Origin of the sequence: Arthrobacter sp. ISL-28 (genome assembly GCF_018613875.1) — a bacterium.
In the GTDB taxonomy this organism is placed as follows: domain Bacteria; phylum Actinomycetota; class Actinomycetes; order Actinomycetales; family Micrococcaceae; genus Arthrobacter.
Map to the genome: position 1 here is coordinate 112,440 of NZ_JAGGPJ010000008.1, position 13,248 is coordinate 125,687.

The 13,248-nt window shown below is 67.5% G+C and carries 8 protein-coding genes; all 8 read left to right on the forward strand.

Annotated elements, in window-relative coordinates:
- Positions 1 to 1,715 precede the first annotated feature (1,715 nt).
- On the forward strand, positions 1,716 to 5,246 hold the full coding sequence (locus J7E80_RS07355) for a glycogen/starch synthase (protein ID WP_215050822.1): 3,531 nt from the start codon (positions 1,716 to 1,718) through the stop codon (positions 5,244 to 5,246).
- Entirely contained in the window at positions 5,243 to 6,268 is a 1,026-nt protein-coding gene (locus J7E80_RS07360; protein WP_215050823.1) for an aminoglycoside phosphotransferase family protein, read from the forward strand. Before J7E80_RS07355 ends, J7E80_RS07360 begins: the two co-directional genes overlap by 4 nt.
- On the forward strand, positions 6,265 to 8,202 hold the full coding sequence (locus tag J7E80_RS07365; protein ID WP_215050824.1) for an ABC transporter ATP-binding protein: 1,938 nt from the start codon (positions 6,265 to 6,267) through the stop codon (positions 8,200 to 8,202). Before J7E80_RS07360 ends, J7E80_RS07365 begins: the two co-directional genes overlap by 4 nt.
- Before the next feature lie 45 nt (positions 8,203 to 8,247).
- Complete coding sequence (locus tag J7E80_RS24225) at positions 8,248 to 8,373, forward strand: hypothetical protein (protein ID WP_285291824.1); 126 nt, start codon at positions 8,248 to 8,250, stop codon at positions 8,371 to 8,373.
- Positions 8,374 to 8,702: 329 nt separating this feature from the next.
- Positions 8,703 to 9,740, forward strand: coding sequence for a phosphotransferase family protein (locus J7E80_RS07370; RefSeq protein ID WP_215050825.1), 1,038 nt, complete (start codon positions 8,703 to 8,705; stop codon positions 9,738 to 9,740).
- Positions 9,737 to 10,738 (forward strand): phosphotransferase enzyme family protein, encoded by a 1,002-nt coding sequence (locus J7E80_RS07375; RefSeq protein ID WP_215050826.1) that lies wholly within the window; start codon positions 9,737 to 9,739, stop codon positions 10,736 to 10,738. Before J7E80_RS07370 ends, J7E80_RS07375 begins: the two co-directional genes overlap by 4 nt.
- A gap of 131 nt (positions 10,739 to 10,869) precedes the next feature.
- Positions 10,870 to 11,562, forward strand: coding sequence for a DUF4232 domain-containing protein (locus tag J7E80_RS07380; protein WP_215050827.1), 693 nt, complete (start codon positions 10,870 to 10,872; stop codon positions 11,560 to 11,562).
- Positions 11,563 to 11,704: 142 nt separating this feature from the next.
- Complete coding sequence (locus J7E80_RS07385; protein WP_215050828.1) at positions 11,705 to 13,201, forward strand: FAD-dependent oxidoreductase; 1,497 nt, start codon at positions 11,705 to 11,707, stop codon at positions 13,199 to 13,201.
- Positions 13,202 to 13,248: the final 47 nt, after the last annotated feature.

Sequence of the window (13,248 nt, forward strand, 5' to 3'; positions counted from 1 at the left end):
ATCATGATTGAATGCTTCGAGGCTCTCAGGTCCGGCCGCGGAACACCGGTCATCGAGGACGCCCAGCGTCGGCGCATCTCATCGGGATAACCGTCCGCGGTTCAACGACTGCGAATGTCTCAACGGCCAGCATCACCACCGCCAGCAACGGCGCGATGCTGGTTGGCGTCCGGGTGTTTGACGGCACGAGCCCCGCGGCTACCCCGCCATCGGAGTGGATCGAGCGCTGGGAAGCCGTTGGCGGCCGGGATTGCCAAACAGGCCGACAGGGCGCAGACCACTGCCGGCGCCAGCGTCACGGTTACCTGGACCTTCAGCCCCGCCTACGGCCATGGGATTCTGGGGGACTGCGCTAAAGCCCTGCCGGCTGAAACCGCGGCGGATAGGGATCAACCAGCGGCGCAATGCCGTCCCAGCCAAGCCGGAACAGTTTCGGCAGCAGGATGACTCAGATACCCTTCGCATAGTCCCTCCGCGAAATCCAGCGACGATCGGGACCTCGTCATGGCCAAAGGCAGTTACGAATGCGGCCGGGCCAGATATGGATGATGCGCTTCGCCGTGATGAAGGCTTCTGTGAGGCTGGAGGACATCATCGTCCGGTAAGGTTCACTGTTCAGGAAAGGCTGCACCCGTTCGGGCGGCAAAGACGGAATACGCAGTCACAATTCCCCAGCAGTGAACAACTGGCTTACACCGCGAGCGCTCCGCGGACTAATTCAATTACGGCAATTCATACCTGCTGAAACGGCAGTAGGTAGGTACCCGCACCGGCGCACCAACAGTAAGAACCTGCATTTTCGACTCGGCGACTACCTACCTACCCGATTCGGAATCCAGTTACCGGACTCTATCTGACTCTCTGGAAGCACTTCCCACGCCGGCATTCAAGCGGCTCAATTTCCAGGAAAGGCGTGGCCGCTCCCCAATCCCTCGTAAGAGCAAGGATCTCCACCGATACCCGTGATTGTGCAAGCCTGAACCCGGCGAAATTGCACCCAGTGCGATAGTGCCAGAACTGGTGCCCTCTGTGGCCCGTTGACGTTCGCGTCGAAGCTGTCCTGAGCCCACCGGTCCTGGGGTTCTGGTTGTGGTCGGGAAACTCTCCCTCGGCCTGATTTGGCAACTTCAAAGCATTTGATCGTGATGCAACGATAAATCTGCGCCTGAGGCAAAGATGCATGTTCAAACGGGCAATGTTCCGTTGATATGCCCAATTCCCTGTGCCAGAATGGGCGTGGTTTCGCTTGTCCACGAATTGAATCTATTCGTAGAAATATAACTCACCGTCTGGCCGCGCCTGATCCATGGCGCGGCCAGTACCGTCCCCGGGATGTTGGGGACGTGCAGGGTTGAGGGAGGCAGCTCGGCATTCACGCGCAGCAACGCCGCTGCGCGTGATCCTGAATAAGGCGCATCAGTAATTGGAACCGGCAATGGTGCCTGTTCCGATGGCGATGGGGGCTGAGGATATGAGCGGTTGGTTTGTCCGCTGGAGACTTGAGTTTCGTTTGATCGTTTTCGCGGCCGCGGCCGGCATTCCGGGGCTTGAGAAGCTTGAACCTGTACGGGGCGCTTGTGGTTATCGAGCGCGGTCTGCAGGGCGTGTCGCCCCCGGCGGAACGGAGTTCGAACGCCAGCGGCTGTGCCTGCGCCATGACCTGGAACCGGTAGGGACCCCCGGGGTGATTTTGCATCGTCCTGGATGCCCAGGCGATGGGCGCTGACCCGACTGCGCGCAGCCACGGGACCACCGGCGGCCCGCTCTACCAAGCCGATCCGGCCGAGGACCTCTTACCCGTTCCGTCGCTACGGGCGCAGCGCGTGCTGTTCGCCAGCGCGGAGGCCTACCCGTTCGTCAAGGTGGGCGGGCTGGCTGACGTCAGTAGTGCGCTGCCGAAGAGACTGGCCGAGCTTGGCTTCAGCATCCGCTTGGTGATCCCGGCGTATCGAGGGCTCGGTGGAAGCCCGGTGCTGACCTTCGACGTGCCGTTCGGCCCGCTCGCCGAGCGGGTCGTAGTCCGCCGTCTACCGCCGTTGGGCGGGGTGGAGGTCCTGACGCTTGGCATTCCGGGGTGGTTCGACCGGGAGATACCCTACAGCTACCAGGACGACGAGGTCATGCCGTTCGTGCTGTTCTCCAAGGCCGTCACGACGCTGGCGGCCCAGGACGCGTGGCGTCCTCACGTCATCCACTGCAACGACTGGCACTGCGGGCTCGTGGCCCAGGAAGCCCGGCAGGGGCCCCACCGGCGGGCGCTGGACCCCACCGGGATCGTCTTCACGATCCACAACATTGCCTATCAGGGGCGAGTCGGAGCCGCGACGGACCAGCTGATCGGACTACCCCCGGCAGGAAGTCTGCTCGAGCGGGGCATCGCCTTCGCAGATCGGGTCACCACCGTCAGCCCCCGCTACATGCAGGAGATCCTCACGCCAGCACAAGGAGCAGGGATGGACGGGCTGCTGCGCACACGTGGGGACTCCGCGCGCGGCATTCTCAACGGCATCGACTACGAGGAGTTCAACCCCGAGCGGGACCCATGGATCGACACGCGCTACGACGGCTCCTTTGTCAGTGGCAAGGGCGCGAATAAGGAGGTTCTACAGCGGATCAGCAAACTGGATCGGGCGCCGGACCGTCCGCTCTTCGGCATGGTCGCCCGGCTGGTCTCGCAGAAGGGCGTTGGCCTGCTGTCCTCCGCGCTGGAGCAGTTCGTGGCCCGGGGTGCCCAAGTGGTGGTGATGGGCGAGGGGGAGCACCGATACCGACGTGATCTGCAGGCCGCGGCTCGGCGTCTCGCGGGCAGCGTGGCGTACCACCCCACGGCGAGGGAATCCCTGGCCCGACAGGTGTACGCTGGCTCGGACCTTTTCCTGGCGCCGTCCGTTTTCGAGCCCTGCGGACTGACACCGCTGATCGCCCTGCGGTACGGCACCATCCCCGTCGTCCGTCGGACCGGTGGCCTCGCGGACACCGTGAAGGATTACGCCGAGGATCCGGACGTGGGGCTGGGGTTTGTCTTCGTCCAGCGCCGCGTCGCGTCGATGCTGTCGGCAGTTGACAACGCACTCGCGGTCTACGGTTGCGCGCCTGAGTGGCATCGCCTGCAGCGTCGGGCGATGGGGGCGGACTTCTCCTGGCAGGCCCCCGCCCGCGAATACGTCGCCTTGTACGACGAGGCCGTGCGCTCGCGCCGCAGTGCGGACGTCATCCGGAGCGCCGCAGCGTCCAGCATCCCGATGCCCAGGTCGAGGCCGCGTCCGGCTCCGCTTCCCCTGGCGCTCGTCCACCACGCCAATCAGTATCTGGTCACCGACGGCTATCAGGACCGGGAGGGCCTGACCTCGCTCGTGACCGGGTACGCGGCGCTGCTGCGGCTGCACGAGAAGTACCGCACCCCGGTCAACCTCCACCTGTCGGGGACGATGCTCGAAGCGGCCGCGTGGCACCACCCCTGGTTCCTCGCGAACGTTCGCCGCCTGCGCGACGTCGGCCTTCTCTCGCTCGTCGGCGGAACGTACTCCGAGAACGTCCTCACCGCCTTTGACCCGGAGTTTAACCGGCGACAGCTGCACGAGCTGTTCTGGCTGTACCGGCGCCATCTTGGCTGCACACCGGAGGATCTGGAGATCTGCTGGATCCCCGAACGGGTGTGGGACACCGACCGACTGGCGGGGGTGCTGACCGACCCGGCTCTACCCAATGGCGGCTATCGGTACGTCCTGCTCGATGACCGGCTGCTGTATCCCACCGACGGTGCCTACGGAGGCAGTGACAGGGCGGACTTCGACGGGGCTGATCCGGCCAGCCCTCCCCCGGCCGACGCCCTGCGCCCCTACCGCATCGAGGGCGGCAACGGCATGCAGGTCGTGCCGATGTCTACCCGGTTGCGCTACTGGATTCCTCCGGAGGACCGAAGCCACTGGCGCAGCCTGTCCCGGGCGGCCGAACTCCCCACCGCCCCCGGTGATGACACCGTCCTGGTGTACGCCGACGACATGGAGAAGAGCGCCGGGGTGGGTCCTTGGCACCCGAGTGCCCTCGGACGGTACGAGGAGTTCCTGCGCTGGCTGGCCACCCAGCCGAATCTGATACCGGTGGATCTGCCGTCGTGGCTCCGTCAGCGCCGACGTGTCCCCGGCGTCCGCGTGGTGGAGCGCGGCACGTTCGTTGAGCTTGCACAGGACTGGCACGCGGGAGAGGACTACGCGGGCTGGTGCCAGGACGCTGCATGGGCCCCCTACCAGAGGCACCTTGCCCAGGCCCGCCGCGCTGTGGCAGACGCGGAGAGTGCCGGCGCCGAGCCGCGACTGATGGCGCTGGCCTGGAAACACCTGCTGGCTTCGGCATACGAGACTGCGTGGCACGACACGGACCAGCCGGAGCGACTACCTGCCGCCTGGGCCAAGGCGGTGGCCAGCCATGGGCGGGCCGCCAGCGTGCTGGCTTCGGCCGCCGGGTGGTTCGGTGGCACAACTCGCACGCTCGGGGCCGAACTGATCGACGTCGACGATGACGGCACGAAGGAACTGGTGCTGAGGAGCGAGCACCTGTTCGCCGTGCTGGCGCCGGAACATGGCGGGCGTCTTGTCTACCTGGCATGCCGCGGCCCGGACGGTGGCGTGCTGGTAATCGGGAACCCCACAGACGACTGGAACCGCCAAGAGGAGATGAATGCCTACATGGACGTCCCGGCCAACCACCCCGGCGGACTCGCGGACGGCGGGGGCGTCCACGACCGATACGAGGTGAGCATCCATTCCGGTGACGGAGCCATCCGGGTGGAGCTGAGGAACGTGCAGGAGAACAGTCCGCTGCACGGGCTGCGCAAGCGGATCATCATGGACGACGTCAGCCCCGCACTGCTGGTGGCCTATGACCTGCCCGCGGCAGCATCCGGGATCACCATCGAGACGTGCCTGTCGCCGGACTACTACCGACTGCTCCGCCACGGAGTGGCAGATCTGCAGCGTAGCGGAGGACGGAGCTGGCGCGGCGCTAGCAACCGCGGATCGGGCGTATGGGTCGCTCTGGCACGCGACGAGGACACCATCTGGTGCGACCCCACCGGGCCGGAACCAGGTCATGGCGTGCTCATCCGTATACGTGCCGATGCGCGGTCCTTCCACCTGCTCATCGGGGTCGGCGACACCGACGACGACATGGCGGGAACAGCCGTGCAGGAGGGGCGGGAACGGCTCGCCGAGCTGACCGCCCGTGACCCGATTGGAGGCCGGGAGTGACCGCCGGAATCGGCGCTGTCGCGGACACGCCTGCCGATGACTCACGGGCTGAGCGGATTGCGATCGCCGAGACGCTGCTCGCCTCGCCACCACCGCTCGATGCCCTGCCACCCGGTCCATCGCAGGTGCTCACACGCTCGGTCGTGCACGCCTCCCGCAGCCGCCCGGTGGTCAGATGGACCGTCACCCTCGACTCCGGAACCGGCCCCTCGGCTCCTCTGGCCGTGATCGGCAAGGGCTACCGCGTTGGCGGTGGCGAGCAGGCGTGGAGGTTGCTGAGAAGCCTGCGTCATGCCGGCTTCGACGACCCCGAACTGCGGGTCCCCACGCCATACGGCTTCGACCCGACCCGTCAGCTCCTCGCTCAGGAGGAAGCACCGAGCACCACGCTGCACTCGCTCCTGACCGGTGACCCGAGGCTGGCCGCACCCGAGGCTGGACGGGCAGGTCGCTGGCTGGCCCGACTTCATGATGTCCGGGGCGTGCACGTGCCCGACCTTCCAGTGGGCTTCGAGCGACTCAAGCTCACCGAGTATGCGGCAGCGTTGGCCGGGCTGCTGCCGCAGGCCGCCGTCCGACTGGGCGAGCTCACGGCGGGGACGCTGGAGGGCCTGGTCCGCGCCGGCGGCGCACGGGTGGTCACCCACGGGGACTTCCAGCCCAAGAACATCCACCTCGACCGACACTGCATCGTGGTCATCGACTTCGACCGCGCCGCCCTTGCCCCCGCCGCCCGGGACCTCGGCCACTTCATCGGGCAGACCCTGACCATGGGTGCCTCGCGGCACGGAAGCCTGGGGGCCGCCGCGCCCTGGGTGGATGCCTTCCTGGACGGTTACTCCGACGGCGGTGGCGACGCCGGCGCAGTCCGTTCCGCCCCTGCATACGTGGCCCGCACCTTCGCGGAGGTGCTCTTCTACCGCCTTGTGGTCCGCCCCGTCAGGAACTCCTGGTTCGTGCCTGACTGGCTCGACGCCTGGGAAGCGGCCGTCGAGGCCGCGGCAGGGGGCGGGTACCGATGAGCCGATCCAGCACCCGGGACACGGGTCCCGATGCCGCAGCAACTCCGCACGCATCGGGCGCCTCCCCCATTCCCGTCATGCACGCCCGCATGATCCTGCGCACCTTCGGGCCGTTTCTGCGGCCCCAATGGCCCGGCTGCCTGCTGGCCGGGCTACTCGCCGTCGCCGGTACTGGTGTCGCCCTGCTCAAGCCGTGGCCGCTGAAGTATCTCTTCGACGAAGTGCTGCTGCCCAGCGGCGATACGGCTGGTCAGGACATACAGCACATCCTCGTCCTCGTCGTCGCGGCACTGTCCGGCATCGCCGTCCTGGACTCCCTGGTCGGGGCCGCGCGGAGCTACACCCTGACCGTGGTCGGCGAACGCGTGGCCGCAGCCATCCGCACACAGCTGTACGATCACCTGCAGCGGCTGCCCCTCCGCTACCACGAGCGGACGCCGACTGGTGAACTGACCACCCGCCTGACCGGGGACGTCGACAAGGTGCGCGCGCTGCTTACCGTGACGTTCGTCGACGCCTCGACGCACGTCCTCACGCTGGCCGGCATGGCGGGGGTGCTGCTGGTCCTGGACTGGCAGCTCAGCGTGGCGCTGCTTCTGGTGCTGCCCCTGCTCCTGCTCACAGTCGCCAGCTTCCGCGCCCGCATCCGGGCGGTGGAGGAGAACTCCCGCGAGAGCGAGGGCGGTCTAGCGGCGGTAGCGCAGGAGTCGCTGGTGGCAATCAAACTGGTCAAGGCCACCGGGCGGGAAGGGCACGAGTCCCGCCGCTTCCGGCGCCATTCCGATGCCTCGGTGGCGGCTGTACTTCGCTCGGCGCGCACGAGCGCCGCCTTCGGCGCCGCGGTGGACGCGGTGGTGGCCGTGGCCACCACCGGTCTCATCTGGCTTGGGGCCCAGCGCGTGCTGGAGGGTGCCCTCACCCCCGGCGACCTAGTGATCTTCACGTCGTACCTGCGTGACTTTTTCGGCCCCACCCGAGCATTGTCCAAGCTGCCCGCACAGCTGACCCGTGCCGGCGTCCGCGCGGCTCGCATCGCCGACACCCTCCGGCACCGCCCGGACGTGCAGGACAAGCCAGGTGCCCGCGCTGCCGGGCGGCCACAGAAGAGGTTGAGCCTCGACGGGGTCGGATTCGCGTACACCAAGGACCGCCCCGTCCTGCGGGACGTGGACCTGACGGTGCCGGTAGGCAACACCCTCGCGATCGTTGGGCCCACGGGCGCGGGGAAGTCGACGATCGCCGCCCTGCTGTGCCGGCTACAGGACCCCACCAGCGGACGCGTCCTATTGGACGACGCGGACCTGCGCGATCTGACAGGCGAGAGCCTGCACACCCAGGTCGGGCTGGTCACGCAGGACGCCGTGCTGTTCCGCGTGTCCGTGCGGGAGAACATCGCGTACGCACGTCCCGGCGCCTCCGCGGACGAGATCGAGCACGCTGCCCGCGTAGCCCAGGCGCACGACTTCGTGCAGGCCCTACCGGACGGCTACGAGACGATCCTGGCCGAGCGCGGGACGACGCTGTCAGGAGGGCAGCGACAGCGCTTGGCACTGGCGCGCGCGGTCCTGCAAGGTTGCCCGGTCCTCGTGCTCGACGAGCCGACGACTGGCCTGGACGCCCGTTCTGAGCACGCTGTGCTGCGCGCACTGCGGCACGTCACCTCGGGGCGGACCACCGTAATCATCACGCACCGAATGGCGGCCGCGATGGCCGCGGACGAGATCGTCGTCCTTGACGCAGGGCGGGTGGTGGAACGCGGTACCCACCACCGACTCATCGCGGCGGGCGGACTTTACGCCGAGATGTGCCTTCTCCAGGGCATCATCGGCTCCCGGCTGGCTATGAATGACGGCGCCGCCGATTACGGGCGTCACGCCAGCCCTTCTCGCGACGTCGAAGCAGACCAGACCCATCGGAGGGGAGCCCGACCATGACCGAGCCCATCTCCCAGCCGGCGCCGCCCCCACAACCTGAAGACGGTGGTGAGGGCAGAGTTCGACTGCGCCCTCATCGACCACCCGCGCGGGCACGGCTATCCTGCCCCGCCCGTACAGCGCATCCTGGACAGCGCGATCCACCTGGACCGCTCCGCGCAAGACCTTTAGGGCCTGGATCTGGCTATGCGCTGAGGTCCTTCTGCCGCTAGGGGATTCGGCCGCTCCCCGGCCGGGTCGACCGTGCCCGCGGCCGGACATTCCTTCGCCACTACCGCAGCGGACCGTGCTGGCGGAGGCGGACGTGGCGCCCATACCCGGGGTCTTCCAAGCCCAGGCGCCTGATCGTGATCGCAAGAAGTGCAACAACCGGCTGACGAAGCAGACGATAGTCCCCCAGCAGCCCAAGGACGGCATCAAATTCGCGCTGGTGCTTAAGCGCGAATGCGCCCTAGTGCGCTGGCTCACCGACAACCCCCTTCACCATTTAAGGAGGACGAATGAACCGCATCCAGAGCCGCACCCAGAACCGCATCCAGAACCGTCAGGTGAAGGAGCAGCAGATCGATCGCGCCCGACGGGTCTGCACCCCGGAGTTCCTCGACCGGTACGTCCGCCCGCATCTGGCCACAGACCTCACGCCCGGCGGCGGGACGTGGACGACGAAGGTGATCCAACTGGATGGTTCCGGGGCCGCCACCGTGCAGATCGAACTCGACGGTGGCGCCCCCGTGTTCGCCAAGCTGTTTCCCTTCGAGGACGGTCCTGCGGTGCACGCAAAGTTGCAGGCGCTGCGCAGGGCCGGGCTGGGGGCTGGCTCCGAGTACCAGACCGTCGAGCCCCTGGCGTGGTACGCGGAGGAGAAGGTCCTGCTATGCCGTGGAGCACCGGGCCAGCCGCTGTCGCAACTGCTCGACGACGGCGCTGGACTCGTCGAGGGCTGCGCCCGCGCCGGATCATGGCTGGCCCACCTGCACAGCGTGGATCTGCGGGCCGGGGCCCCGCGCTCCCTCTTGGTGACGGGAGAACTGGCGAGCCTGGCCAAGCGGCTGGCCAAGGTCGCCGCTGACCACCCCGGCTACGTCGATGAGGCCTTGGGTTTGCTCGATCGCCTGGACGCCCTCACCCTGGACACGGTGGACGGCATCCTGGCCCAAAGCCACGGGCAATACAGGCCGATCCACGTCTTCCTGACCGAGGACATCGTGACGGTCATAGACCTGGACCGCAGCGCACCGGCCGACCCGGCGCGCGACGTCGCCGAGTTCCTGCACCGGTTGCGCCAGAGCGTGCACTCGGCCACCGGTGACATCAGGCGGGCCGACCGGCCATGCGATGAGTTCCTCGCTGCCTACCGGGAAGCGACCGACGGGGACCGACTGGTAAACCTCCGCTTCCACTGGGCACGTTACATCTTTCACAGCCTCAACCGAGAGTTCAAAAGCGGGGAGGCCGACTGGCGGGACGGCGGGAACGCCCTGTTCCGGCTGTACCGGGACGAGTTCGACCGCGTCGCAGAGGGACGGGCAGGAGCATGATTTCATTGGAAGGCGTGCTGCTGGACCGTGCCGGGCAGGAACTCCCGCTGGCCGAGCTCGCCGCCCTGTGGCCGCTGGATGGCTGGACCTCCGTCACCCCTGTAACAGGCGGCAAAAACGAGCACCTGCGCGTGGCTGCCGGGGACGGCGTCCACTACCTGCGCCGCTCCTACCGGTCCAAGTCGCGTGAGGAACTCACCTCCCAGTTGCGCCTGATGCGGCTGCTCCGGGAGCGGGGATTCCCCGCACCGGAGGTGGTCCCCACCTGCTCGGGCGCCGACCAGGTCGAGCTTTCCGGCCGGCTGTGGATCACAACCCGCGGCGTAGAAGGCACTCCATTCGAGGACGGCTCGCTGGCCCATGTGCGGGCCCTGGGCCGGACGCTCGCAAGGTACCACCAAATCGTCGCCGACCAGCCCGCAGCGGTGACCGAGCCGGCCGTGCTCATGGAACTGCGCACCCGGGGCAGTGAACAGGGGGTGGATCCGGCGTTGCGGGCCCGGACGGCGCACTTGGTCGAGCGGTTGACCGGTCTGCTACCGCGCCTGCCACGGGTGGTCGTGCACGGCGGCGCCCGGCGCGGCAGCCTGATCTTCGACGGCGACCAGGTGGCAGGGGTTCTGGATTTCGACAGCGCCCACCCGGACGTGCGGGTCCTCGATCTCGCCGTCGCCGTCCACGACGTCAGCAAGGTCTACACCCTCCACGGGCAGGCCGACCACAAGGTGGCGCTCGACCTCGTCCGGGTTGCCGAACTGCTGGCCGCCTACAGCCGGGACGTGGAGCCCACGGCGGCCGAGGTGGAGGCCCTGCCGCTGCTGCTGGAGGCTAAGCGGCTGAAGCGGGGCCTGGGGCGGCGCAGCCGCATCCTGGGCGGGGAACTCCTTTCCGACAACGACCACGAAAAGATCCGCCTGGAGGATCAGCGGCTCGCCTGGCTGGACGAGCATCGGGACGCCTTGGCGGCAGCCTGCCGTGGGGCCTTGGCGGGAGCCTGACAACGAGCTTCCGCAGTGGCCGCGTGCATGCTGGATTCGCTTGGTGCCCGGACATCACAATCCGGGCACCAAATCCGCCCGCCGCTTGTTGCATCGTTGACTCCGGCCGCCCGTGCCGCAAAGTTAGAACCATGAGCCTTCAGCGATTCAAGGGACTGACATGTACGGGACTGAAATGCACGACGGCGGCTGCCGTACTGGCGCTCTTGCTCACCGCCTGCGGACCGAGCCAGCCGAACCCCGGACCGGCCACCGGTTCGGCCGCTGAGGGCGGCAGCGAGAGCAGCAGCCCGGCGGCCCCGCAAACGTCCGCCCCGCCGTCGGCTTCTTCGCCTGCCGCAACGCCCTCGCCGACCAAGTTGGCGACCACCTCCCCCACGACGCCGGGATCCACAGCCGCCGCGGCCCAGCGCTGCAAGGCATCTGCGCTGAAAGCCTCCACCGACCCCACGGGCGGCGGCGCGGCCGGCAGCGTCTACATGCAGCTCATCCTGACCAACAGCGGGACGGCCGCCTGCCACCTCAAGGGCTTCGCCGGAGTCTCACTGACGAATGGTCCCGCCGGCCAGCCGATAGGTGCGCCGGCCCGGCGGGACGCGTCCGCGCCGGTGACCGATGTGCTGCTGGCCCCCGGACAGTCCGGAACGGCCGTCCTCCGCTACACCCAGGCCCGGAACTATTCTGACTGCGTCCTGGCTCCCGCTGCCGGCTTCCGGATTTACCCGCCCGAGGATACGGCTTCCCTGTTCGTCGCCCGGCCATCGGATGCGTGCAGCAACGCCTCCATTGAGCTCCTCACCATCGGGGCGTTCCAAGCCGGATAAGTCCGGCCCGCTCTGGAGCTGTTCCTCCACCCCGGATCGGTAAGTACACTTACGGTTACGTCGGGCTTCAGGCTGTCTAGGCCGGACCCGCCGCAGGATTGCTCCGCGAAACTGGCTACGGGTTGAAGGCAGGCTGATTTACATGACGTCGCTCTGGTTGGACCGCAAAGACACTTTCAGCGGAGATGAATTTACACCGGGCGAGGCGTACGACACCGTAGTCGTCGGCGCCGGTCTCACGGGGCTGGTGACGGCACTCCTGCTGGCACGGGCCGGAAAGAACGTCCTGGTGCTCGAAGCCAGGCACCTGGGTGCCGTGACCACCGGCAATACCACCGCCAAGGTCACGGTGCTGCAGGGGACCGTTCTGTCCGGACTCCGTCATCAGTATTCTCAGAAGATTGTGGACGCCTACGTGGCAGCCAACCGCGAAGGGCAGGCGTGGCTCCTGCGGTATATGGAGTCAGGCAATCTGCCGTTCCAGGAGCGGGACGCCTATACCTACGCGACCACGCCGAAGGGTGCCGAGAAGTTGCGCGAGGAGCTTGCCGTCGCCCTGGCCGCCGGGGTCGAGGTGGATTACGTACGCGACGCCGGCCTCCCGTTCCCGATCCACGGCGCCGTGCGTCTCCGCGAACAGGCCCAGATCAATCCCATGGATGTTGTCCTCGCCCTGGCGGAGGACGTGCGCTCGCATGGCGGCACCATCGTCACCGGCGTCCGGGTCCAGAATGTCAGCGGAACGGGTCCGGTCACCGTGGAGACGGACCAAGGGACAGTGCGGGCCAACGAAGTGGTACTCGCCACCGGCACGCCCATATTGAACCGGGGGCTGTACTTTGCCAAGCTCAAGCCCAATCGTTCCTATGCTGCGGCTCTGGAGCTGCCCGATTCCGCCACGCCTCCGGACGGCATGTACCTGTCCGTGGAGCAGCCTGTCCGGTCGCTGCGCGATTACCCTGTCGACGGCCGGCGCCTCTTGCTGGTGGGCGGCAACGGCCACCCGGTAGGACAAGCCGAGTCAGAACAGGCACATCTGGACGAAATGCTTGCCTGGGCCGGCTCGCATTTTCCCGGTGCGACGGTGACACACGCTTGGTCTGCCCAGGACTACCAGCCCACGAACCTCGTGCCGTTCTTCGGGAAACTGCCGCGAGGACGGGGCAGGATCTTCGTCGGCACCGGGTACAACAAGTGGGGAATGACCAATTCGGTGGCCGCGTCCCTCGGCATTTCAGCGGACATCCTCGGGGGCAACGTGGAATGGGCCAACACTATCCACCATCGGGTAACCTCCCCGCCGGGCGCTGCGTCCGCTGTGGCACTCAATGCAGGCGTTGCAGCCAGGATTGCGAAGGACTGGGGGCGGGCAGGCCTGAAGAAACTGCCGGCCGAAGACAAAACCCCACCCGCGGAAGGCACAGGCGTTGTGGCCCTCCGCGGCCGTAAGCCGGTGGCAAGATCCACCGTGAACGGGACCACCTGCGCGCTGTCCGCTGTGTGCACCCATCTGGGCGGAATCGTGCACTGGAATGACAACGAGAAATCCTGGGACTGCCCCCTGCACGGTTCCCGCTTCAGCAGCGACGGGGAGCTGCTCGAAGGGCCGGCGACGCACAACCTTCCGCCAGCGGAATAGTCCGGGCGGCGGGGCCCTGGGCTGCCTGTATTAGCGGGCCCGGGGCA

What these genes read in the sequence shown, in the direction of transcription:
- J7E80_RS07355 (WP_215050822.1), top strand. Translation starts at nt 1,716, where the DNA reads ATGGGCGCTGACCCGACTGCGCGCAGCCACGGGACCACCGGCGGCCCG.
- J7E80_RS07365 (WP_215050824.1), top strand. Translation starts at nt 6,265, where the DNA reads ATGAGCCGATCCAGCACCCGGGACACGGGTCCCGATGCCGCAGCAACT.
- J7E80_RS07370 (WP_215050825.1), top strand. Translation starts at nt 8,703, where the DNA reads ATGAACCGCATCCAGAGCCGCACCCAGAACCGCATCCAGAACCGTCAG.
- J7E80_RS07375 (WP_215050826.1), top strand. Translation starts at nt 9,737, where the DNA reads ATGATTTCATTGGAAGGCGTGCTGCTGGACCGTGCCGGGCAGGAACTC.
- J7E80_RS07380 (WP_215050827.1), top strand. Translation starts at nt 10,870, where the DNA reads ATGAGCCTTCAGCGATTCAAGGGACTGACATGTACGGGACTGAAATGC.
- J7E80_RS07385 (WP_215050828.1), top strand. Translation starts at nt 11,705, where the DNA reads ATGACGTCGCTCTGGTTGGACCGCAAAGACACTTTCAGCGGAGATGAA.